Source organism: Paraglaciecola sp. (assembly GCF_039942875.1).
GTDB lineage: Bacteria > Pseudomonadota > Gammaproteobacteria > Enterobacterales > Alteromonadaceae > Paraglaciecola.
Genome location: NZ_JBDVBQ010000004.1, coordinates 24,556 through 49,230, shown reverse-complemented (window position 1 = coordinate 49,230; position 24,675 = coordinate 24,556). Strand labels below are relative to the sequence as shown.

The window sequence follows — 24,675 nt, the reverse complement described above, 5'->3', positions numbered from 1 at the left end:
TACAGTGATCCACAAATAGATGACGAAGAATTTCACGTCAATCACTTGCAAAGGAACAGGTTAATGTCGAAACAATTTTCAGGTAAAACTGCTGTAATCTCTGGCGGCGCAGGGGGCATAGGTCTCGCTCTTGCTTCAGAATTTGGCCAACTTGGTATGAACATCGTCATCGGAGACATTGACCAAAAACAACTAACTGTAGCAGAGCAGCACCTCAAAGCCCTTGATATTAACGTGTTAGCTTGCCCATTAGATGTCACCCAAAATCAACAGTGGTTAGACCTAGTTGCTTCTACAGAGGCGCGATTTGGCGATATTCATATGTTAATAAATAACGCTGGTGTAGGCGGTATCCCAGGTTCAATAAATGAAACTAAAATCGACACTTGGAAATGGGTATTAGACGTCAATGTAATGGGGGTTGTGAATGGAACCCAAGCCGTGGGCCCTAAAATTAAAGAGCATGGTCAAGGAGGCTGGATAATCAATGTTGCATCTATGGCTGGTATGAATGGTGTAGCATACTCAGGGGCATATGCGGCTTCAAAAGCAGCGGTTGTTTCTATGTCTGAGAGCTGGGCAGCAGAGCTCAAAAAAGACAATATTTCGGTATCAGCTTTATGCCCTGCATTTGTTAAAACTCGTATCCACGAGTCTCTTCGTAACCTTCAGCCTGAGTATCAAAACGTTAAAGAGCAAGGCGCAACTAAGGTAAAATCTAAAGGCGGCATGAATCAAGCAGCAGCATTAGTGGAGTCAGGAATTCCGGCGCAAATGCTAGCGAAACGAGTAGTCGAAGCGCTTAACTCAAAACAAAGCTATATTTTTACCCACCCAAATTATCGTGAGGGGGTAAGTTATCGCTCTCACCTTCTTGATAAGGCATTTGTTGATGCTGAAAACAGTGAAGTTGTGGGCCACTTAAAAGATGACGAAATAGTTATTTTATAAAAGGTCGTTTACTAAGGCCTTCAATTAGTGATGAATGGCCTTATTTACGTCTATAAAACTTTTAATACTACCTCGATTTAACAATAACATTTTAGCAAACGTAAGAGCTTGAGTTTCTAGCTTTGCCCTAAAGGTTTCGTCTTCAAACTGCATAAAGTCAGCTACTTTAGCTATGCCTAAAATGCGACGGATTATTTTACAAGCAGCAAACCCTAGGGTATCCCTAAAAACCTCTTGTAAAAATAAGGTTCTAAACTTCCCGTGACTATCACCTGTAAGATCTTTACCCATAAATGGCTTGTCTGCAAACTCATCGTACTCACACCAATACTGAGTAAATTTAGTTTCAAACCCATCCCAAAGCGCCTCAACCTGTTGTAACAACCATTCACTATATTTTTCAGATTCGGCAGTACCCTGCCCTACATGAGAGAAATAACTCAAATACAAATTGGCAACCAAAGCACCTACATCAAAGCCAATGGGGCCTGCAAATGCAAACTCAGCATCAATAACGTAAGTACGCTCTTGATTAAGCATGATAGAGCCCGTATGTAGATCGCCATGGAGTAATGCTTGTTTCGATGTAGTAAACAAATACTTCATCTGCGCTACTTGGGCACGTACTTCTGAATCTCTTTGAATCATATCAATACTTCCCTGAGATAATGCCGGGTTATAATCATTCATTGCGTGATGTTCAAAGGGATATGTAAAAATAAAATCTTCAGAAATCATACACATATCAGAGTTTTCACTTTTAGCGATTAAGGCTTTTTTCTGTGCTACTGACTGCCCAAAATCACTAGAGAAAAACAAGGTTGCCGCTAGATAACTTGCCATATGCTCTGCAAAATTTGCAAAGTAATGACCTTTTATCAATTCATCTCGAAAAATATTGTACCCCTGTAGATTTTCCAATATTAATATCGAAAGTACTTCAGATTGATAATAAATTTTTGGGGCGGTGCTTGGGGATACTTTAGCCTGAAATGATAGAGCTTCTATTTCTGCTGTCATTCGTTGACGAGTTAAAGGCCATTCTTCACCCAGAACTTTTATATGGGGAGGAGATTGTTTACAAAATACAGACTCTTCTGGGTTATCTAAATTACTTACAACAAAGGCATAATTCATATTACCATCGGTAATCTCAGTGACACCTAGATTTTGAAAAGAAGAAAAGTGGCTTTGCATTTCTGGTAGTGAGGCTAAAAAGCTCACTAAATTTTCAGCGTTTAATTGAAAGTACATCCTCAGAACCTTTTAAAAAAACCAGTGATAGGGAAATGATTTAACAACTCCTATTGAAAAGCCATTACGTTATAATGAATTGAAAGAAAAAGCTGAGTAAAACTTTCAAACAATATGAAGCAAACAATCACTGACCTACAACATTAGTAGACTGAACAAATAGCTACATTGTCTCCAACGTTAATATTGTTAGCAGTAAACCAGCCTTTGTTCATCTCCCAAGCATAAAGTACTGGCTCTGAGGAGTTAGTAGACTTTAAGTCCAAGGCTTGCATGCTTTTTATATCGGTAATAGTTCCATCAGCACGCACAAAGGCAATATCTAATGGAATAAGGGTGTCCTTCATCCAAAAGCCCGCAACTTTCGCGCTATCAAACTTGAATAACATGCCGCATGTGTCACACAATGTCTGTCTATTCATTAATCCTTGGGCTCGTCGCTCAAAGCTATCTGCATATTCTAATTTGTAAGCATTGCCTTTTACTTTAATTTGAACATTCCCAAAAGTAACGGATTCTGCACTTACATGAGAGCAAGCAAATAAAGTAAAACAAGACATCAACATTAAAATATTAAAAACAAAGCGCATTAGCAATCACATCCGTTACAAAATTAGGGTGTAGACTACAACTTTTTACAGGAACAGCCCAACTCTTTATCACTAGTTTGCCATTCTTGATATTCACCTTGGACACAACGCTGTTGTAACGTTGTACATTCAAAAGCCGTATATTTTACTTGGGTATCCGCACCATTAGCCACAGCACTACCCATTACCTGCCTGATATTGTTATTTGTACAAGCTGCAGTAAAACAAACAGTAAAAGCCAGCATTAACGCTACTTTAATAGATTTTTCCATTATGTATTCCCTACTTTTGGTACAGACACTTTATAGTGAGAATAGGAAAAGGTGAAAAGGTTCAAATTCTTAGCATTTCAATCAATTGATTTTTGATTAGCGTTTACTTTCAACGATTGAGCCAATAAAAAAGGGCCACCTGTAAACAGGTAACCCTAAGCTTAAATATTAACTTACTTTATTGAGTAAGGGGTCTATACCATTTTAATTGGAACAGAATAAGGCGAGGTTAACGCTTCAACTGGTGGAGTAAAGTCAGTTAGGTGGATACCGTCAACAGCGCTCTTATACTCTTCAATTGAAGGGAAACGTCCTAGCATAGTAGAAAGTACAACTAGAGGCGTTGAACCAAGTAGAGACTCACCTTTCTTATCTGATGTATCAGCAACAACACGGCCTTGGAACAAGCGAGTAGACGTTGCGATTACAGTATCACCCGGTTCTGCTTTTTCTTGGTTACCCATACATAAGTTACAACCAGGACGCTCTAAGTACATGATATTTTCATACTTAGTACGTGCAGAAGATTTAGGGTTTGTATCATCAAATTCAAAACCTGAATACTTCTCAAGAATTGCCCAGTCACCCTCAGCTTTAAGCTCATCAACTATGTTGTAAGTTGGTGGCGCAACAACCAATGGCGCTTTAAATTCAATCTTAGTGCCTTGCGCTTCCATGTTACGGAACATTTGCGCGATAATTTGCATATCACCTTTATGAACCATACAAGAACCCACAAAACCTAAGTCGACAGGCTTATCACTGTAGTATGAAACAGGACGAATAACATCATGGGTATAACGCTTAGATACATCTTCGTTGTTAACATCAGGGTCTGCAATCATTGGCTCAGCAATTTGATCTAAATCAACAACCACTTCAGCATAGTATTTAGCATTGTCATCTGGAGTAAGCGCAGGTGTAGTACCAGACTTAACTTCGTCAATACGTTTATCAGCTAAAGCAATTAAACCATGAAGGGTATTAGCAGGGTTTTCCATGCCTTTGTCGATCATGATTTGAATTCGGCTTTTCGCTAATTCTAGTGAACCGATCAAAGTTTCATCTTGAGAAATACAGATTGAAGCTTTTGCTTTCATCTCTGCAGTCCAATCAGTGAAAGTAAAAGCTTGGTCAGCTAATAAAGTACCGATGTGTACTTCGATTACACGGCCTTGGAATACGTTTTCTCCGCCAAATTGCTTAAGCATTTGCGCTTGTGTTGCGTGAACAACATCACGGAAATCCATGTATTTTTTCATATGACCTTTAAAGGTCACTTTCACTGACTCAGGGATTGGCATTGCAGACTCACCCGTTGCCAATGCAATAGCAACCGTTCCAGAGTCAGCACCAAAGGCCACACCTTTAGACATACGAGTATGCGAGTCACCACCGATAATGATAGCGCGGTCATCGACCGTAATGTCATTCAATACTTTATGAATAACATCAGTCATTGCAGGGTAAACACCTTTTGGATCACGTGCTGTGATTAGACCAAACGCGTTCATAAAACTCATTAATTTAGGTGTATTCGCTTTTGCTTTACTATCCCAAACAGATGCGGTGTGACAACCTGATTGGAATGCACCATCAACCAGTGGCGAAATAGTAGAAGCAGCCATTGCTTCTAATTCCTGACATGTCATAGGGCCAGTGGTATCTTGCGAGCCAACAATATTGACTTTAACACGAACGTTTGAGCCTGCGTGCAATGGTGAGTCAGATAACACGCCAACTGCATTACGGTTGAATATTTTCTCAACTGCAGTTAACCCTTGATCTTCATGTGAAATTTCTTTTGAAGCGGCATATACACTTACAGGTTCAACACCTAAAGCTTCAGCAGCAAAAGTTTGCAGTTTCTTACCGAAGGTTACAGCATAAGAACCACCCGCTTTCATGAACTCTACTTTTTGTGGAGTAAAGGCTGATGATATATCAGCAAGCTCTTCGTCGCCGTTATATAACTTCTTCGCTTTAGTATCGATAGTTAATACCGTACCTGTAGCCACTGAGTAGGCTTCTTCTAGTACCGCATCGCCATTTTTATCAACAACAGTATTACCGCTTGCATCTACTTTCTTAACCCAGTTTTTAAGGTCAAGACCAATACCACCTGTTACATCAACCGTTGTTAGGAAGATTGGCGCGATACCATTGGTACCCGCAACAATGGGGGCGATATTTATAAAAGGTACATATGGACTTGCTTCTTTACCTGTCAAAAGTGCAACGTTATTCACACCAGACATACGAGATGAACCGACACCCATAGTGCCTTTTTCAGCAATCAGCATAACTTGCATGTCAGTGTGTTGAGCTTGTAATGCTTTTATTTCTGCTTGAGCTTCTGGCGTGCACATACATTGACCATGTAGTTCACGGTCAGCACGAGAGTGAGATTGATGACCTGGCGATAATAAATCCGTTGAGATATCACCTTCGCCAGCAATATAAGTTACCACATCAATTTTTTCAGCAATATCTGGTAACTTAGTAAAGAACTCAGCTTGGGCGTAACTTTCTAACAAGCCTTTAGCAACGCTATTTCCTGCTTTATAAGCTGCTTCAAGACGGGCGGTATCTGCATCATATAAAAACACTTGGGTTTTTAATACATCTGATGCTTGAGTAGCTAATCCAGCGTCGTCACCTAATGCAAGATCAAGTAACACTTCAATTGAAGGGCCACCTTTCATATGAGATAACAATTCAAAAGCAAATTCTGTTGAAATTTCTGCAACAGTCTCGTTACCCAAAATAATTTCTTTTAAAAATTTAGCTTTTTCACCAGCAGCACTAGTTGTGCCTGGCAAGGTGTTATAAATGAAAAAGTTGAGAGAATCTTCTCTATATGCATTTGAAGTATCTTTAATCTGTTCAATAATTTCAGCTAACAAATCAGCACTATCAATGGGTTTAGGCGCTAGCCCTAGGTCTTTTTTACGGCTTTCTATCTCTTCAACGTATTCTAAATATAGGCTCATGCGTCTTACTCTCTCTCTTCTCTCTAGCTACAAAATGCTAATAACATCATAATTAGCAGGGACAAATGTCGCGGTAGTTTACCTGATTTTTAATACCTTTTTCATAATTTGGTCATATAGGTATTATTGATAGAAATTATATTCTATATCTTTCCATATGTGTGCAATAAATTTGACCTAGGAAAACTGTGGATTTTTAGGAGAATTTAACGTTGAAAAACTATGGGGAACCAATCTTCTCGAAGGCATTGACCGGTTAACATATTATGCTCTGGAAATGGAGGCGAAGTGGGACCAGGGCGCTGAATATATCTAGCATCATCACCCACAAACCTTAGAGAAAAAGCACGTCGGCGATGTTCGGTGGTATTACCTCTAGCTCCATGTAATATACCGTAGTTAAATGCTACAGCGTCACCTGGCTCCATCTCCCATTCTTTAATATCCATATTCTGCCTATCAGGATCAGGAACTGGCATATAATTTTTATCGTCAGGATAAAAACTAGTATCAGTAAGCCATCTAGTAGGTAAAACCTGCTTATCCCAAAGGTGACTACCAGCAACACATCGCAAGCTATTACTTCTAACAGGATCCATCGGAGACCAAAAACTTACATTTTGGCAGCCATCAACAAAATAGTAAGGACCATCTTGATGCCAAGGTGTAGCTTTAGTGGTACCGGGCTCTTTGACTAATACATGGTCGTGGAAAATCTGAACTTGCTGCGACTTCATCAAATCAGCAGCGACTTCAGCTGCGGCAGAGTATCGAATTACTTTTTCAAATTGTGGTATGCGGGGCCAATTACAATAATCATCAAAAAAGCGACCAGTATCCCCTTTGCTAAGATTTTCTGCAGCATAGGGGCCTGGCGTCTGCATATTCAATTCAATGCCAGAGCGAATAAGATCCAACTCAGCTTCAAAGAGTCCTTTAATTAAAACCACACCATCTTGTTGAAACGTGTCGATATGGGCCTGAGTAATAAGTGGGTGCACTATTTAAAAACCTTCATAAGTCCTGCTGACACAGTGTTTAATGAGAATTAAAAATAATACTCTTCTATAGGCAAATACTTAGCAAGTATATTTACGCCTAAAGAAGACTAAACCAAGTAATAGTCCAGAAAGATAAAGTGGAAAACTAGCGCCTTGGCGAACCGTCTCTTCTTCGTAAGCATCACAGTTATCAATAGAGCCTCCAGAAATAGGCACAAGTTTTACTGCGACAACCGTATCCACCAGAGTTTGAGCGCCATATTCATCTAATATAATTTCACCTTGAATATTGGTTTCAGGTTTTAAAACTAATGCAGTAGCGACAATTTCACTATCTTCGTTTATACCATTAGCTTGGACAATATCGTAATCTGAATTGCACTCTAAAAGTGAGTTAAGCCCCTGAAAAATATCATTTTTGTAATCATATATAAAGCCTTCTGTTCTTCGGGTCGTTAAAGTAGCCTCAGACTCACCATAACCAACAACAAAGCCATCGTCATTTATAGATGTGGCAATACTCGAAGAGCCTTCAAAAAAGTCGTCTGGGTAAATTGTAATATCGTTATCGAGATCATGGACAAAAAACTTAGTACGGGTTGTACCATTAACGTCTTTAGTGATGTTACCTACCACTAGGTTGTCATTATTAATATCGTAAGCGGTACTAGTGTAAACATCTTCATCATAATTAATCGTTGTTACTTCATCCCCTTCATAAATAGCAGCAGCTACAGTTAATGATGTTGTATCTTGATAATAATCAGGAGACTCTCCCACTGCTATACCATAATCATTAATGGCTACTGCAGTACTGGTATAGACAGAGGTACTAGAATCTTCAGGCTCATCAATTAACATTCCTAAGGTGTAGGTATCTGTTAAGTCACCATCTTCATCTAATTGCCAAATAATCCCTCTTTGCTGAGCTGCAGAACTCACCCCACTACTTAAGCTAATACTTAATGCCCTCAGGCATGACACCTCAGGAATATCACCTCGGGCAGTTGAATCTGAGCAATCTTCTTCTGCTGTTGAATAGGTATCATCAATGAACACTGTGGTGCCATATCCAACCACTTGGTAGCTGTTGTTGATATCGTAAGCTTCACTTATTCCACCAGCGGTTGTATCTGGTGGAGGTAATTCTGTGGTTTGATCATCAACTTGTGCAAAGCCTCTTATATAAAAATCATTGACTACATAGGTGATATCATCAACGTCTTCATTAACGTAGTCTTCAGTATAAAAGCCATCGTGACTACTACCCACTGTATAGCCAAAATCATTAATTGAACGAACTTGGGTTTTTACGCTATTTCTGTAGTCATCTGTGTTTGGATCTATAGTGTCAAAGCCTCTAAGCAGCTCACTGCCGTTTTCAGTTGCAATGTAACTATTTAAGCTAGCAATTTGTTGAAATGTTTGACTCTCAGCATTAGCAGTTATGTACGTATAAAGAAAAGTGTAGTCGTCATCGCTAAAGTCCCCACCTCGGACACCATCTAAGTTTTCCAAACCCAAAATAATGGCCGCAGACTCAAAATCTATTAAAGTGGTATCGATTACTGGACTATATTGTGTATCTAGATTGACGGCAGCTTCCCCAGCGTCATTAATAGCCGCGGGAAAGGAGTTAACGCCAAGATCGGCGACAGGTAATTCAACCAATTCATATTGTGCGCTGTAAGCAACTGACATATACAAGCCACATAAGGGGAAAACAGTGGCGATTATTGCTTTTTTCATTAGACATCCTGCTGACTGCTATTTAACTCTTTGCGCCTAAATTCAAGGTGCAAAAATAGCGAATATCTAGGCAGATACTCACTCAACGTTAACGAACGTTGTAACATTAAAAGATAAAAAAGAAGTTGCTGAGGAAGAGTGGATAAACGCATCCTCAGCCTTTGTATAAACTGCTTAGGTTATTCTTAATTTACTACCTGATTAATCAATTTCATGCTAAATCCAGAAGACGCATCTATATCTTGTTCAAATATCAAATACAGCTCTTGACTGTCTTCATCGAGAATCAAGTTCATGCTATCTAGTACAGTTTCTGTTCCATCAATTGTCGCTACAGCGAAAATATCATAGGTATTGTTTAGCAGTGTTAATGACCCAGAGTTTTCTTGTAATACCGAGAGTAAATTATCAGCGGTATCGATGACTTCGTCACTCAAGACAAAATAAAATGTAACTCTACTGAAATCGTCTGAATCCGCTAAGTTAACGACTTGGATACCGTGACTATAAATACTTGAGCTACTATTTTTAGTGAGTGCCAGTGATTTAATAACAATTTCATAATCATCAACTATGCCATCTTCGTTCTCATCAGTAACACCATCTTCATCATCATCAATTGCGTCTTTTCGACCGTATAAAAATATGGTGCTGTCAGCATTTTCTTGAAGACTTAATAACGCATCACTAATATAAATTTCGCCATCTGCTGAATTCACTACATCAAAGGAATAATCACCATTTGCAGTGATAGTAGAAGCACTAAATTCACCTTTCTCCAAATCTTCAATAACTACATCTCCATCGTCATCTAAAGTGACTTCAATATCGATTTGCCCCTGATACTCTGGTAGGTAGTCATCGGTAGAGATTGCGTTATAAAACCCAAACTCAGCTTCTGAATCCACATCTGCAAGCTCTGTAATGCCGTTTGTACCTATGCTATCGATTGTAAAGTCAGCAGAGCCCACACCTGTGTTGTCACGTATAACAATCACGTACTGGCTGACCACTGAATAGTCCTGATCAACCGATGTATATAAAACGTCTGTTTCACCTGGCAAAGTAATGTAAAAAATGTACTGGTCTTGATCTAACTTCATGTTGTCAGTCAATTCATGGTAATTAACATTACCTAAAAATTCTGCTTCATTGAAAGTTTCATTATCTAAAGACGCATACAAGTCAACTGACTGGTAATCATCATGTAAATTTAGCAGTCGAACATTAAATAAATCTTCATCATCGTCATCATCATCGTCAATCACTTCAATATCAAATATGAGCACGTCTGGAGCCGTAATATCACCACTTAGAGAAATAAACTTGATATCTTCGTTGGTGATTTTAACGCTATCTTCATAGATGATTTCTAAATCAGAACGGTCACTACTTTCTTCATCTTGCCAAGCTAGTTCTATATAATAATTACCAGCATCGAGCGAGTTATTACCGCTAACCTCTGTATATTCAATTGCGCCGTAAGTGACTTCGATTTCGTCATCGTCATCATCGTCAAGGTTTTCGTCTACAGTTAAGAAAATTTCTGGCGCATTAGGTGATGCGTTATAAAACTTAATATAACCTGTCTTACTGTCACTGCCACTTGAACATGACGACAAAATAAACACTGATAAACCAATACCGGCTACCAATCGTAGAGCATCGGTCCAACTCGCTTTAGTCCACTTCATTACTTCTCCAAACAACTTATGTTACGTATTACAATATTTTATGCTGATGGGACTAAGCAAAATAGCTAAAGTTCTGATTTCAGTCGCTCTTACACATTGTTTGCACATTTGAAAACATAAGGCATACAAATAAGCTTAAATAGTAAGCGTTAAACTTGAAGGTTGGCTTGATCTGTTAGGAGATAAATTAAATTTTAAAGTAAACAACTGATGATTCCATTGGTTAATCATCAAGATATAAAATTAGGGGGCTATAATACTAAAACTCTTTTCGAAGGGCTCTTCTAGAAGCGATATCCACCAAACTAAATACCCTATCAATATCATCTTTATATTTAGCAGCTTTATGCCCCTTAACTTTCACAAAATCACAATTGATAATAGACGTTAACCGATAAAACTCTTTATATAACAGGTGATGCTTCAAGTGATTTTGAGCTCGGTTTGTGTAGTTCTTTTGCTCTATCGAGTCTCGTCGCTTTGGCAAATTAACAATATTTTGAGAGTCAGTAAAAACAGTTAAGTAAATAGTAGAATGAGAACTTGAGGTATTAATTTCGTTTAGAGCGAAAAGTAAAGTTTGTAACTCCAACTTAGTAGAACTTGTTTGTTCAAAGCGTTTGGTTTTTATGGCGTTTCTCGCGTTAGATAAATCACTATTCGGCCTTGATAATAGTAGGTAGGCGCCATGGCCTACCTTTGATTTTGGGTCAACACTAGCATCTATAAAGAGCTGCAAATTGTTCTAACCTTGCTTTTTAAGCCAACCTGCACACCAACCTTTTGAACTTACTAGCTTATTAGGAAAAAACGTACATGGTCGCCATTCACTGCCAGCTTCTCCTTGTAAATACTGACAATTTGCACAGTTCTTGCCTTCAATCTCTGAGGTATGCACATATTTTAAAGCAGCAGCCGTAGGATTATCCAGGGTAACACGCTCTTGAGCATTAGCATGCAATGCCACCCCACCTAGCGTCACACCAATAAGGGCAGAACCCGATAACTTCATAAAATCGCGACGATTAAGTTTACTCATATTTGATACTCCGGTAGTCGAAAATAAAAATGATTCTTTTTTACTAACCCCCTAAAATGCAAAAACTCGCCAGTTAGGCGAGTTTGGGTTTTAGCAAGCTTGTTGTTACATTAAGTCATACTGAAATCGAAAAAAGTTAGATCAATCAATCTACAGTTATTTAAAATATATTCTCTCTAAAATTAAGTGCTCACCTAAGGTGACAAATATATGTGTATACATAGTAAACTTATTACATTATAAAAAATAGATTTAGCTATCACTTCCTTTAATTATTAAGCGACAGATATAAATATGCAGTTAATTTTTTTCGACCTAGATGGCACCTTATTAAACGATGCCTCTGAAATATCAATATTTACTAAAGAAACCTTAATGTTGTTAGGGGAAAAAGACATAGCTTACACAGTAGCTACTGGCCGTACTATGTTGTCTGCACAACGCATTGTTGAGGGACACAACTTTACCCTACCCCACATTTTCAATAACGGCGTCACAGTCTGGGACCCTAACTCCAAAGAAGTCACCCTGGAAAACTTACTCGACAGCGACGAAATTTCAACTGTTATTGAAGTAGCGCTTTCTCACGGGATTACCCCCTTTGTAAATGTCATTGATAAGCATCATAAGCATTTTATTTTTCATGCAAAAATACAACATGAAATCGAAAAAGATCTTATCGAAAAGTACTTTGCAGGCAGCATGGCTACACTATTGCCGTTAGAAACACTTCCTACAGGCAGTCAAGTCACCAACATTAGTATGATTGGAGACGCTGCAGGCATAAAAAAAATGTGGCACTTTTTCAATAGCCACAGCAATCTGATAGCTTATTCTGGACCTGCAATTCAAGGCGGTAACTTTTGGTGGATGGATGTTCACCATAAACGAGCCAACAAAGGTAGTGCCGTAACAAATTTAAAAAATAAGCTAGGGGCTAGTAAAGTCATTTGTTTTGGTGACGGAGATAATGATTTAAGTATGTTTGCCGAAGCCGACGAATGTTATGCCCCTGAAAATGCCAAGTCAGAAATTAAAGATTCTGCACATGGCGTAATAGGCCATAACCATGAAGATGGCATAGCCCACTTTTTAAGAGAACGTTTTTCTCTTTAAAAACGTTATAAATTGCGCTTGAACTATTCTAATTTAAAGCTGGCAAGATCCCATACAACTAGCTTAAAGAGCATAGTTTCTAGTTGCCATACCAGCTTAATTCCAATCAATTGAAGGCAAAGATAACAACAAAGCCTAATTAACGTGACTTACGCCTTTTACCGTTGGGCTTTGAGTGATTCCCCTGCTCACCTTTTGCTGCTTCATTATGAGGTTGGTTGTCACTAAAACGAGTTAAGCCTTTTTGAGCCCTGGCTGCATTACTAGACTTGCCCTTAGCATAGGCTTTATTAACTGAACGTTTTGCATACTGTTTTTGATCTTTGCCGCGAAGTTCATGACGGCTCTCTGCTGGTACCAAACATTTAGGGCCATTTCCTATTAAATGAGCTTTACCCATTTCTTTTAAAGCTTTACGTAACATAGGCCAATTGGCTGAGTCGTGATACCTCAAAAACGCACGATGTAAACGGCGGTGTATTTCACCTTTTGGCACTTCAACCACTTCACTTTTGTGATTAACCTTATGGATCGGGTTTTTATTGGTGTGATACATAGTGGTGGCATTAGCCATAGGTGATGGATAGAAATTTTGCACTTGATCTAACTTAAAGTTACGCTCTTTAAGCCACAAAGCAAGATTCAACATATCTTCATCTTCAGTCCCCGGATGAGCCGAGATAAAGTAAGGAATTAAATACTGGTCTTTACCAGCTTCTTTGGTGTATTTATCAAACAGCTCTTTAAACCTATCGTAAGTACCCATGCCCGGTTTCATCATTTTATCCAGCGGGGCTTTTTCTGTGTGCTCTGGGGCTATTTTTAAATAACCTCCCACATGGTGAGTCACTAACTCTCTAACATAATTAGGGTCTTCAATAGCCAGATCGTAACGCACACCTGACGCTATTAGTACTTTTTTTACCCCTTCTACATCACGGGCTTTACGGTATAGCTCTACAGTAGGAGTTTGGTCTGTATCCAAGTGGCCGCATATTTCTGGCCAGACACATGATAAACGTCTACATGCCTGTTCAGCCTTAGGACTCTTACAACGCAATTTATACATATTCGCAGTGGGGCCACCAAGATCGGAGATAACACCAGTAAAACCCGGGACTTTGTCGCGAATTTCTTCAATTTCACGAATAATAGACTCTTCAGAGCGACTTTGAATGACCCTACCCTCATGTTCTGTAATCGAACAAAAAGTACAGCCACCAAAACAACCACGCATGATATTGACCGATGTTTTAATCATATCGTAAGCAGGTATTTTAGCTTTACCGTAACTTGGGTGCGGCACGCGGGCATAAGGCAAATCAAATACAGCGTCCATTTCTTCGGTTTCTAATGGATAAGCGGGCGGGTTAATCCACACTATTCTGTCGCCATGGCGCTGCACTAAAGCACGGGCACAACCTGGATTAGTTTCTTTATGTAAAATTCGAGACGTATGAGCGTAATGGGTTTTCTCAGCACGCACCACATCATAGGGGGGTAATAACACATAGGTTTTATCCCAAGGTTTGACCCGTTTTGTTTTTGAAGTAAAAGGCTGCACCACTATAGGCTGGGCTTTTTGTTCAGCGATAGCGGCTTGTTTGTCCGCTTCAGAAGATACTGCGCATTTGTCTTCAATGATTTCATATGGACTGATCACTGGGTCTATTTTCCCAATGGTATCTAGATGAGTTGAGTCTACCCCTTGCCAGCCCGGCAATGGCTCTTTTCGAAGTACCGCAGTCCCACGAATATCCTGCATTTGCTCGATTGTTTCACCAGCGGCAAAACGGTGGGCCATTTCTAATAAAGGGCGTTCTGCATTACCAAACATGAGCATGTCGGCTTTGGAGTCAAACAACACACTGCGGCGAACTTTGTCAGACCAATAATCATAGTGAGCTATACGTCTCAAACTAGCTTCAATGCCGCCAATGACCACTGGTTTTTTGTAAGCTTCTTTACAGCGTTGAGTATACACAGTCACGGCCCGATCTGGGCGTTTGCCACCTTCGTTATTAGGTGTGTAAGCATCATCGTGGCGTAATTTACGATCGGCTGTATACCGATTGATCATAGAGTCCATGTTACCGGCAGTCACACCAAAGAATAGATTTGGCTCTCCAAGTTGCATAAAATCGTCTTTACTATGCCAATTCGGCTGCGAAATTATGCCCACACGAAAGCCTTGGGCTTCTAAAGTACGACCAATCACAGCCATACCAAAACTAGGGTGGTCGATATATGCATCACCAGTCACAATAATAATATCGCAACTATCCCAACCTAGCTGATCCATTTCTCTTCTAGACATAGGTAAAAATGGCGCAGGTTCAAAACATTCAGCCCAATATTTAGGGAATGAAAATAAACCTCGCTCCGCTTTCATACGGGCGACAGGTTTTGATCGTAAGGCTGGCTGAATGGTTGGCATGGTGCTCTCTACAAAATAGGCTAAGTATTACTAATTATAGCTGGTCAAAAAATCGGCGGGATTATAACAGAATACTAATTATATTTCCGAATAGATCCCACATTCTTCACCCAGCCAAGCAACTTGCACTAAGAAGGACTGGGTAATTGTTTATTTACGTGGACTTAAAGCTAATATCCAGACTGCTTTATTACCAAAAAAGTATAAAAATAGCCCCAAGATAATCAGAGTTGCCCCAATCATCAAATTATCAGTTATGACCTCACCATTTAACTGGCTACCCAAAAACATAGCCAAAACAGGTGTGATTAAGGTTACTAAAGATACTGTACTAGCTGACAATCTCTTTAAGATATAAAAATAGCCTACAAATCCAAACAGTGAGCCAAATACACCTAAATAGATAATGCTCCAACCTGACCGAGAGCCCAAGCTAGGCATGATAAAATCACCGTCAAATATTAACCAAGACAGAATAAAAATTGGCATACTCACGGTTAAAGTGCCCACTGTACTTGCTACCGGGTGCAAGTTTAATTCAACGTTTTTAATCAATACGCCACTTAAAGAAAACAAGCTCACTGCACACAACACAAACATAAAATCGATTAGTCTTATGGGTACCGCGGCTTGAACTTCAAAAAGCTTGTCGTAGCAAACTATCAGTAAACCGCTAAAAGCTAAAATCAAGGCTAACTTTCTAGATAAACTGAAAGATTTCTCACCTAATATTTTTTGAGCAAATAACCCTGACAACAATGGCGCTAGCCCGAATAGTAGGGATAAAATACCAGAAGGCATACTGCGGGCGGCTAGGTAAGTAAAAAACATGCCACCGGCTACACCCACAGCAGATACCCCATAAAAATGTAGTGCTTTTTTATGCCATGGAAACTCAATACTAGTTAGCTTAATAACCACCGCACCTATCACCAAAGCAATACTCATGCGTAACAACAAAGCCAAACTTGGACTAACAGACTCTGAACTCCAGACAATCCCTAATGGGGTAGTAGACCAGATTAATAATACGGCAATGTATACAGCCACTAATTGCATTTTCACTAACTCCTTTGCATAGTTTTAATTTAGGCCAGTGAGTTAGGCTGCGGAATGAAACTTTATATTTGGAAATTTCGATGCCACAGACCTGAAACTCTGTGGCGATTGGGGTTTTAACGGCTAAAAACTAAAATTTTTACGATAAAAACTCAGACCACAAAAACAGTCAAATTCGAATTTGACAAATCGAACTCGCCATAGCGAAATGCTAGGTTGATGTTGTTTATTGGGTACTAAGGTAAACACGTAAATTAGGCTCTCAATTCGTTAGCATTATTTACAAGATTGAACTCGTAAACACGAGACAAAGATAGTGACTGTGGGTAGGCATTAAGTCAATCAAAACTACCGTTACTAAGCAAAAAATACGGTCAATCGATTTTGAAGTTCGCAACGATATCAAAACTTTAGCGATGCCAATCACTCCTAACTCATCAAAATTAGGAGTGATAAGCTTATTCTTACTTAGTTTTTTTAGCGATTCTCACTAAGGTCACATCACAATGGGCGTAATTGGCAACGCCATTGGCAGTAGAGCCGATTAATGCTTGGATACCTTTTTTAGAATGGGTACCTAACATGATTAAATCCGCTTTCTTTTTAATAGCTTCATTACAAATAAGCTCGTAAGGCTTACCAACCTTAACTAAACGCTGCTTTTTGCGGATATTGAAATCAGCGCATAACTCTTCGATTTTCGGATAAATTTTATCTTTTAATTCCTTTTGATAATCTTTAGGTAACACCTTGTATGGTAAAACATGCATCACAAACAACTTACTTTCATAAAATTTTGCCATTTCAACGGCTTTAGCCAGAACTTGTTTGCCTTCAGAAGTCGCTTCGATTGCACAAATAATAGTTTTATACATAAGAAATCCTTTAGTAAATGAAAAGCTAGATTCTTACATTATTACTTATTTTGTAAATATTTGGGGAGTTATTTTATGATGGTGATCAAATTTTAAACCGACAGAAAGTTGACTAGGTTAACGTTTAAAATGGACAACAGACTATCACTGTTATCCATCTTTTAATTCATACTATTCTGGCTGCAAATTAAATACAGATTAAGACGTTACATCTACCTGATTAACCGTTGTTGGCTTATTCATAGCGGCCTCAACAGTATTTTTAGAGGGGTAACCATCGGCAATCAGTCCTACAGACATTTGAAAATCTCGAACACCTTTACGTGTAGCAGGTCCTAAAATACCGTCGGCTTCTCCTACCTCAAAACCCAGTTGGTTGAGTTTTTCTTGGAAAGCCTGCATTTCTAAAATTGTGTATTTAGGTAAGTCAGGTAAAGGTTTGGATAAATCATCTTTGCCTGCGATCCGGTCAGCCAAATGCCCTACTGCTATGCCGTAATACTCAGAGTTATTCCAGCGTAAGATCACATCAAAATTTGAATAAACCAAAAATGCTGAGCCAGTGTATCCAGCGGGGATCAGCAATGCAGACTTAATATCACTATTGCCAAGGCTTTGCCCCGACACTTGCGTTACCTGTTGCTTATTCCAAAAAGAAAGTGACTTAGGGTGGGATTTGCCTGCTAATTGATAGTCAAAAGATTCAGGTAACTGGACTTCCCTACCCCATCTATACCCAGCTTGCCACCCTAAATTTTTTAAAAAGTTTGCAGCTGATGCTAAGGCATCTTGTTCACTATTCCATAAGTCAATTTTGCCGTCTCCGTCACCATCTCTAGCATATTTAAGATAAGCGGTAGGCATAAATTGGGTGTGCCCCATTGCACCAGCCCAAGAGCCAATCATCTGCTCAGGCTGCAGGTTTTCTCGCTCTAACAACAACAAGGCTTGCACAAGCTCACTGGAAAAGTAACGACTGCGTCTTTGATCACAAGCTAAAGTGGTGAGAGCTCGTAATGTAGGAATTTTACCTTTGTAATTGCCAAAATTTGTTTCTAGCCCCCAAAACGCCAATAAATAATGGGCGGGAACGCCATACTCTTGAGTTAACTTAGCTAGAAACGCTCGATGCTCAGCAAACTTTTCACGCCCCTTGTCTATACGCCAATTAGTTACCCGTTTAGAAAAATATCCAGTGAATGTCTGAACAAACTCAGGCTGATTACGATCGTATTCTAACAGCTTTGGTATTAACTCAATCTTTGCCAATACATTATTAGCTGTCGCTGCTGATACGCCAGCAGCTACAGCTCGCTGCTGCAGTCTATCGATACATTGAGGGAATGTTTCCTGTTCAGGCGTGACCTCTTGAGCTGAGCCAAAAAAACTCACCAAACTTAAACTAACCGCAGACAAAATAATTTTATATGATGAAAAAGAAACCAATCTAAAAATTCCTAAATAATAGTAAACCTAATGCTAACCGACTGAATGAAATTTGATATCAAAACTTCTTAAGTGAATGTTTCAATCCATAGATCGTTAGCCATAATATTATCGGTATTGCTGATGTGATCAAGCCAAGTTTTACCAATTAAATGATCAAATTCGTGCAAAAAAATACGAGCGATAAAACCTTCAAACTTAATATGCTGTGTTTTACCTTGCCTGTCATCATAATTAACCTCAACCCAATTGGGGCGTTCAATGCGTCCCCGCAATCCAGGAACAGATAAACACCCTTCCCACTCCCACACTAGCTGTTCACTACTGGCTATGATTTGCGGGTTAATTAAAAACATAGGCTGCATATCTGGAGCATCTGGATACCTAGGGTTAGACCGCGAAGCAATAATCATAATAGCTCTTGGGTCAAACACTTGAGGAGCAGCTATACCAATCCCTTCAGCACTTAACATAGTCGCTAATAATGCATCGCAAAAATGATTAAAGTTATCAGTGGAAAATTCGTCCTGAGCCACACTACGAGCAGGGGTTTTAAGGATTGACTCACCCACTTGAGCTATTTTCATTGCCAAGTTCTCATATAGATTTCAGTACTCCTCTCATAATCCAAAGCTTAGTATCAACTCATTAACTGTAACTGTGCAAACTCACGGTATAAATCATTACTTTCCATTAAGTCTACGTGGGTACCTATTGCTACTATTTGACCCTTGTCCATCACAATAATTCGATCTGAATTGATTACAGTTGCTAATCTATGGGCAATAACCACAGATGTTCTATTTTCCATTAATACATCAAGGGCTATTTTAACCTGTTGTTCGTTGCCAGCATCTAAAGAGCTAGTGGCTTCATCTAATAGCAATATAGGTCGGTCTGCTAAAATCGCTCTTGCAATAGCGACTCTTTGTTTTTGACCACCTGACAAACGAACACCCCGCTCCCCAAGGTTAGTTTGATAACCATTTGGCAACTCTTCTATAAAGTTATGAGCTCTAGCTGCTTTTGCCGCTTCTTGAATCTCAGATTGTGATGCGCTAGGCCTTCCATAGCTGATGTTATCAGCCACAGTGCTAGCAAAAATGACAGACTCCTGAGGCACCAAAGCATACTGCTGGCGAAGGCTAGACACCTCTAGCTCAGCAATATTTTTACCGTCTAATGTAATATCTCCAGAGTTAACATCGTAAAAGCGCAGTAACAATTGGAACATAGTTGATTTTCCAGCCCCACTTGGGCCAACTAAAGCAATACGCTCACCAGATTTGATGTGAAGATTGATACTAGTAAGCACGGTATTTTCAGGGCTTTGGGGATATGAAAACCCTACATTATTCAATTTAATATCGCCGCTAGCTTTGCTGGTTAGAGCTTCAGCTTGAGCTGGTGAAGCAATTGATGTTTGGGTATGTAAAAGCTCCATTAAACGCTCACTTGCCCCAGCCGCTTTTTGAATCTCACCGATAACTTCGCTGATAGTGGCTACCGCTCCCCCTGCCATCACAGCATAAAACATAAAGGCAGTAAGCTCACCGGCAGTTAACACTCCTTCCAAAACGCTTTGTGCTCCAATCCAAGCCACAACCACAATGGCAGAGACACTAATAGCCATGATGCACGCCACCAATAAGGCTCTATATTTAATTCTAGAGTGTGCGGCTTGCATCACATTTTCCACACGGTCTTGAAACAAGCCAGTATCAATTGCCTCGTGTGAGTAAGCCTGCACTGTATGAATTTCGTGTAGTGTTTCATCAACATAAGCGCCTACATCTGCCACTCTGTCTTGACTAGTTTTAGAATATAAACGTACTTTTGCCCCTAATACACGAATGGGAAGCAACACTAAAGGTACAGATAACAGGACATATAGGGTCAACATTGGGCTAGAAAACAGCATTAAACACAAAGCGCCAATAAAGGTAATAGTGCTACGTAACCCCATAGATAAACCCATCCCAACCACTGATTGCAATAATGTGGTATCCGCAGTAAATCTAGATATCACCTCACCAGTTCGAGTGGTAGCAAAAAAATCCGGAGCTAAAGTCAATAAATGGCTATATACCTCTTTTCTAATGTCTGCACTTACTCTTTCTCCTAACCATATCATCCAATAAAAACGAAAATACGCTGCCACACTTCCCACTAAAGCAATGCCCAATACCACCAACATATATCGGGTGATGTTATCTGCGCTATTCGCTATAAACCCATCATCCACCACAGCTTTTACCCCTTGTCCTAGCAGTAACCAACAGGCAGCAGCGATAATAAGGGCGACTATGGCAATGGCGACTTTTGAGCGGTAAGGTTTAAGTTGGCCAAACAACCAGCTCATTAGGGTAGAGGTTTTTACCTTTTGCAAAATATGATTCTCTTTTTTTTATTAATGAGGTAATTTTTCAAACTCAAAATGTAATTGTGCAGGGTTTATGAGTAGAATGCCTAGAATACGTTTAAATATTATCGACCCAAAGGTTTTAGTTCTGCTCATGCTAAGCAAGATTACTTTACTCGCATTATGCTTAACATTCTTCTATAAAGCGACAGCTGCCGTTGCTGTAGATTTAAATATAGTTACTGAGCTTTCTCCTCCTCATCAATTATGGGAGAAAAACCATGTTGGCGGACCCGCTACAGACAAAGTTAAAGCTTTTATTCAAAAGACGGGATTAACTGCGAACTACGACATCTACCCTTGGGCAAGAGCCTACAATAAAGCGCTTAAAGAACCAGACACCCTAATTTACTCAATAGCTAAAACTCCTGAGCGAGCCAATTTATTTCATTGGTTAATTCCAGTAGTTGAATATAAATTTGGTTTTGTTGCTTTAAGCAGTAATAAATCAATAGATTTATCCTCTATAGAAAAAATATCTAAATATGTTATTGCGGTACAACGCAATGACTTCGCACATGACTGGATGCTAAGCCAAGGCTTTGAAGAAGGTAAAAACTTTATGATTTGTGCAGATATTGATTGTTCATGGAATTTACTGCTCAACAATAACATTGATCTAATTATTGATAGCCAACAATTTATTGATGATATGTTGGCGCGGTTTAATAAGCCTAAAGATACTGTATATCTAGTTAAAGACTTACCAGAGTTGAGCACTACAGGGTATTTGGCTGTTGGTAAAAACATAGCACCAGAAAAACTTTTAAAGCTTCAAGCCGCCTTCAATTCAGTGACTCAGCATTGAATGTAAAAGCATTAATTAATCATTAAAAGCGCTGTTTTTGTCTGGTGTTGCATATAGGCATTAATTTTTAAGTGTTCTGCTGCCCACCCCAGTAAAAACCGATGAAAATCAGCCCAAGCTAATGAGTACAAATTACGCCACTGAGCTTCTACTTCATTGCCATCAACAGCAATTTGATAGCGCACACAGGCTTTTTTTAGCTCTGAAAAATACAATGTTAAGATTTCACTTTCATAGTCAAACATAGCAGCGGAGTTTAAACACCCTCCTAAAAAGTAAGCTAAGTCTTTGACTCCTACCCCACGTCCAACATATTGAAAATCAACGGCAGCTACATTTTCAACAGACTCATCATCAGGAAAGCAAAAATTCGCTAGTTTGGCGTCTCCATGCACTAATGTCTGGAAGCTTGATTGGTTTAACACACTATCTATTTTTTGCGCTTTATCTTTTAGCTCTCCCATTTGCATTTTGTCAAACTCATCATTGCGGGTGGCTAAGTGCCAATAACTGCCAACTGGCCACAATCCTTCGGCGTTAGTTTGCATAAATCGGGCGTGAAAGTGGGCTAACCATTTTACGCCTTTAGCCACATCTTTAAGGCTCACTTGAGATTTTCTAACCGAAAACTTAGCTGCATCTAAATCTTCTAAAACCATTACCTGATTTTCTTCAACATCCATGGTTGTGACTAAATTAGGAACTCTACAAGATTGGTCGCACTGAGCTTGATAACGCTGATAAAAACAAGACTCTACTCGATAAGACATTAACTTACGGTTGTGACTAGTGGTTGTATTCCAACCTCTAGGATGGTCTAGCTGTGTAGGTGGGCAAATGCTTTTCACAATAAATGAATTACCCGCTTTAGGGCTGAAATATCGAGCGATTTCACCATAACCACTCCACAAAGCTTGTACTGTTTCTGTTTTAATTAGCCCTTTATCAGCTAGCTGGAGTTGCAGTTTTTCTAGAAGTAATGCGCTGGTTGTCATTTGGTGTTCAAAAAAAATATTAGGTAGGGCTATCCTAATATTAAAAAAACTAGAAATAAAAAAAAGCCATCTATTTTGATGGCTTAATTGAGCAGAAAGAGGGGTTCGCTAACGTTTAGTTTCTTCTTGGGGGCTTATGACTAGTAAATTCTTCTTCAGTAATTTGACCATTGCCATCGGCATCAATATGCCCAAAAATAGTAGCGTGTTCATTGTTTGGCACATCGCTCTGCTCAAACTCTGCAAATGTCACGACACCATCACCGTCCAAATCAAGAGAAGAAAAACTTGGACGCTCACCTCGTTGCATATCTCTGCTACCTCGCTCTTGAGCAACCGCGCTAAAAGTCAAAGCAAGTGCTACTGAAGCGATAAATAATTTAGAAAATGTAGATTTAAATGAATGCATATTAACACCTGTATCTTTGTTAAGTTCAGGAGTAGTTTACAATATTCTTATTAAGATAGTGTGCAACAAACCCGCAAAAAATGTGCAACGAATGTGCATTGAATTGATAGCGCTGAAGTGACTCTTCAGCGCAGATATTAAAAGCGTTATTTAGGTTAAATCCATCTCTTGAATAATTTCGTGAGCGATTTCTGGTGTAGTACAACTAGGCTTAGCGTGTAGATCGCTTTTCAATTGACCTTTTCGATGTTTAAGGGCGGCATCTAATTTCTTACTAGCCTGCGATATAGCAGGGTACATAACGTCTCCCTTACCTTTTACAGCTATACTTGAGCCTTCATACTTAGTAGAAATCTCAGCGCTATACTCGCCGTGCTCTTTAGTCACAATGATATCTAACGCGATCAGGGTGGGAAAATGACTGGCTACTTTTGAAAGTTTTTGATTGATGCTTTCTTTAACCGCTTCTGTGATATCGCAATGATGACCTGAAACATTTATTTTCATAGATTTTCCTCTTTGCTTTGATTACATTTTGATTGTCTTCAATATATAGCTTGGGACATCTTGCACAGAAAACAAGGAATAACCAATATAAATAATCATACTGTTTGATATTTTTCGCCAAGTTAGTTCTCACATGGTAAATTTGCGGGATATTTTAGAACGATTATCATTGGAAAACTTCATGACCCAATTACAGGGTAATATTCGCAAAATGCGGGTAACCACAGACTCAGGCAATTTAGCACAATACGCTTTGCCTATAGGCGATGACACGTTAGATATGAACGCCCTTATTGGCCAATCAATAAAAGTCAGTTACGAGGGAGAAATCCACTGTGTAAATTGTGGAGTTAAGACCAAAAAAAGCTTTAACCAAGGCCACTGCTATCGCTGTTTAATGAAACTAGCGCAGTGCGACACTTGCATTATAAAACCAGAGTTGTGTCATTACGATGCCGGAACTTGTCGCGATCCTAAATGGGGCGAAGAAAATTGTTTATCTGACCACTTTGTATACCTAGCGAATACTGGCACAGTAAAAGTGGGGATTACTCGCCACGTTACTGATGGCGTGTCTAGCCGCTGGATAGACCAAGGCGCCACTCAAGCCATAGCAATAATGCGGGTACAAAATAGATTAACCAGTGGGATGGTTGAAATGGCATTTAAAGAGCATATTGCCGATAAAACCAATTGGCGCACTATGCTAAAAAGCCAACCAGAACAAGTTGACCTTGAAACACTTAAAGAGTCATTGCTAACAGAAGTTGAAGCTGAGCTTGACGAAATTATTGAAGAGTACGGCTTTCAAGCAATCGATATAGTTGATGCGCCAGCCATAGATATCCATTATCCAGTGCAACAATACCCAGAAAAGGTAAAGTCTATTAATTTAGATAAAGAACTAGGCTTTGAAGGCACGTTATTGGGCATAAAAGGACAATACTTACTGCTCGACTCAGACAGAGTTATTAACATGAGAAAATATTCAGGCTACTTTCTATCAATAGAAATCTAATTAACACCTTATGCTACGCCCTTAGTTATGAACAAAGCCC

22 protein-coding genes are annotated in these 24,675 nt (G+C 39.3%); 4 read left to right on the top strand and 18 right to left on the bottom strand.

Features of this window, described 5'->3' with window-relative positions; genetic code table 11:
* Positions 1-63 precede the first annotated feature (63 nt).
* Positions 64-951 carry an SDR family NAD(P)-dependent oxidoreductase gene (locus ABJE44_RS00740; RefSeq protein ID WP_348113092.1) on the top strand — a complete coding sequence of 296 codons (888 nt, stop codon included), beginning with the start codon at positions 64-66 and terminating at the stop codon, positions 949-951.
* Between the two features lie 24 nt (positions 952-975).
* Here ABJE44_RS00740 and mtnK read toward each other — a convergent pair whose 3' ends face one another.
* The 9 genes from mtnK to ABJE44_RS00695 form a co-directional block, all read right to left on the bottom strand.
* The gene (mtnK, locus tag ABJE44_RS00735; RefSeq protein WP_348113093.1) at positions 976-2,205 is read right to left on the bottom strand and encodes an S-methyl-5-thioribose kinase; all 1,230 of its coding nucleotides are present in this window, start codon (positions 2,203-2,205) and stop codon (positions 976-978) included.
* Between the two features lie 143 nt (positions 2,206-2,348).
* A complete protein-coding gene (locus ABJE44_RS00730) occupies positions 2,349-2,795 on the bottom strand; it encodes a DUF192 domain-containing protein (RefSeq protein ID WP_348113094.1) in 447 nt (148 codons plus the stop codon).
* A 35-nt stretch (positions 2,796-2,830) separates the two neighbouring features.
* Positions 2,831-3,067, bottom strand: coding sequence for a hypothetical protein (locus tag ABJE44_RS00725; protein ID WP_348113095.1), 237 nt, complete (start codon positions 3,065-3,067; stop codon positions 2,831-2,833).
* A gap of 194 nt (positions 3,068-3,261) precedes the next feature.
* Positions 3,262-6,060, bottom strand: coding sequence for a bifunctional aconitate hydratase 2/2-methylisocitrate dehydratase (locus ABJE44_RS00720; RefSeq protein WP_348113096.1), 2,799 nt, complete (start codon positions 6,058-6,060; stop codon positions 3,262-3,264).
* A 206-nt stretch (positions 6,061-6,266) separates the two neighbouring features.
* Positions 6,267-7,061 (bottom strand): phytanoyl-CoA dioxygenase family protein, encoded by a 795-nt coding sequence (locus ABJE44_RS00715; protein WP_348113097.1) that lies wholly within the window; start codon positions 7,059-7,061, stop codon positions 6,267-6,269.
* A gap of 78 nt (positions 7,062-7,139) precedes the next feature.
* On the bottom strand, positions 7,140-8,810 hold the full coding sequence (locus tag ABJE44_RS00710; protein ID WP_348113098.1) for a DUF3466 family protein: 1,671 nt from the start codon (positions 8,808-8,810) through the stop codon (positions 7,140-7,142).
* Positions 8,811-8,995: 185 nt separating this feature from the next.
* On the bottom strand, positions 8,996-10,504 hold the full coding sequence (locus tag ABJE44_RS00705; protein ID WP_348113099.1) for a hypothetical protein: 1,509 nt from the start codon (positions 10,502-10,504) through the stop codon (positions 8,996-8,998).
* 259 nt (positions 10,505-10,763) lie between these two features.
* A complete protein-coding gene (locus ABJE44_RS00700; RefSeq protein ID WP_348113100.1) occupies positions 10,764-11,243 on the bottom strand; it encodes an RNase H family protein in 480 nt (159 codons plus the stop codon).
* A 6-nt stretch (positions 11,244-11,249) separates the two neighbouring features.
* Positions 11,250-11,543, bottom strand: a complete 294-nt coding sequence (locus ABJE44_RS00695; protein WP_348113101.1) for a high-potential iron-sulfur protein — start codon at positions 11,541-11,543, stop codon at positions 11,250-11,252.
* 294 nt (positions 11,544-11,837) lie between these two features.
* On the opposite strand from ABJE44_RS00695, the gene ABJE44_RS00690 reads away from it, so the two are divergent.
* Positions 11,838-12,659 (top strand): Cof-type HAD-IIB family hydrolase, encoded by an 822-nt coding sequence (locus ABJE44_RS00690; protein ID WP_348113102.1) that lies wholly within the window; start codon positions 11,838-11,840, stop codon positions 12,657-12,659.
* A 139-nt stretch (positions 12,660-12,798) separates the two neighbouring features.
* Here the strand turns inward: ABJE44_RS00690 and ABJE44_RS00685 are convergent, their stop codons facing one another.
* The 6 genes from ABJE44_RS00685 to ABJE44_RS00660 form a co-directional block, all read right to left on the bottom strand.
* The gene (locus tag ABJE44_RS00685; RefSeq protein ID WP_348113103.1) at positions 12,799-15,096 is read right to left on the bottom strand and encodes a YgiQ family radical SAM protein; all 2,298 of its coding nucleotides are present in this window, start codon (positions 15,094-15,096) and stop codon (positions 12,799-12,801) included.
* A gap of 150 nt (positions 15,097-15,246) precedes the next feature.
* Positions 15,247-16,155 carry a DMT family transporter gene (locus ABJE44_RS00680; RefSeq protein WP_348113326.1) on the bottom strand — a complete coding sequence of 303 codons (909 nt, stop codon included), beginning with the start codon at positions 16,153-16,155 and terminating at the stop codon, positions 15,247-15,249.
* Positions 16,156-16,619: 464 nt separating this feature from the next.
* Positions 16,620-17,030, bottom strand: a complete 411-nt coding sequence (locus tag ABJE44_RS00675; protein WP_348113104.1) for a universal stress protein — start codon at positions 17,028-17,030, stop codon at positions 16,620-16,622.
* 198 nt (positions 17,031-17,228) lie between these two features.
* Positions 17,229-18,476 carry a lytic murein transglycosylase gene (locus ABJE44_RS00670; RefSeq protein WP_348113105.1) on the bottom strand — a complete coding sequence of 416 codons (1,248 nt, stop codon included), beginning with the start codon at positions 18,474-18,476 and terminating at the stop codon, positions 17,229-17,231.
* Positions 18,477-18,544: 68 nt separating this feature from the next.
* Positions 18,545-19,063 (bottom strand): peptide deformylase, encoded by a 519-nt coding sequence (gene def / locus ABJE44_RS00665; RefSeq protein ID WP_348113106.1) that lies wholly within the window; start codon positions 19,061-19,063, stop codon positions 18,545-18,547.
* Positions 19,064-19,116: 53 nt separating this feature from the next.
* The gene (locus ABJE44_RS00660) at positions 19,117-20,865 is read right to left on the bottom strand and encodes an ABC transporter transmembrane domain-containing protein (protein ID WP_348113107.1); all 1,749 of its coding nucleotides are present in this window, start codon (positions 20,863-20,865) and stop codon (positions 19,117-19,119) included.
* Positions 20,866-20,932: 67 nt separating this feature from the next.
* Here ABJE44_RS00660 and ABJE44_RS00655 point away from each other — a divergent pair, with 67 nt between their 5' ends.
* Positions 20,933-21,706, top strand: coding sequence for a transporter substrate-binding domain-containing protein (locus tag ABJE44_RS00655; protein ID WP_348113108.1), 774 nt, complete (start codon positions 20,933-20,935; stop codon positions 21,704-21,706).
* Positions 21,707-21,717: 11 nt separating this feature from the next.
* Here the strand turns inward: ABJE44_RS00655 and ABJE44_RS00650 are convergent, their stop codons facing one another.
* The 3 genes from ABJE44_RS00650 to raiA all read right to left on the bottom strand — a co-directional run bounded on the left by ABJE44_RS00650 (position 21,718) and on the right by raiA (position 23,617).
* Positions 21,718-22,701, bottom strand: coding sequence for an oxidoreductase family protein (locus ABJE44_RS00650; protein ID WP_348113109.1), 984 nt, complete (start codon positions 22,699-22,701; stop codon positions 21,718-21,720).
* Between the two features lie 115 nt (positions 22,702-22,816).
* Positions 22,817-23,110: an EF-hand domain-containing protein gene (locus tag ABJE44_RS00645; protein ID WP_348113110.1), complete on the bottom strand. Its 294-nt coding sequence runs from the start codon at positions 23,108-23,110 to the stop codon at positions 22,817-22,819.
* Between the two features lie 150 nt (positions 23,111-23,260).
* Positions 23,261-23,617 carry a ribosome-associated translation inhibitor RaiA gene (gene raiA, locus ABJE44_RS00640; RefSeq protein ID WP_289029292.1) on the bottom strand — a complete coding sequence of 119 codons (357 nt, stop codon included), beginning with the start codon at positions 23,615-23,617 and terminating at the stop codon, positions 23,261-23,263.
* Between the two features lie 181 nt (positions 23,618-23,798).
* Here raiA and ABJE44_RS00635 point away from each other — a divergent pair, with 181 nt between their 5' ends.
* Positions 23,799-24,635, top strand: a complete 837-nt coding sequence (locus ABJE44_RS00635; protein WP_348113111.1) for a DUF2797 domain-containing protein — start codon at positions 23,799-23,801, stop codon at positions 24,633-24,635.
* Positions 24,636-24,675 lie beyond the last annotated feature (40 nt).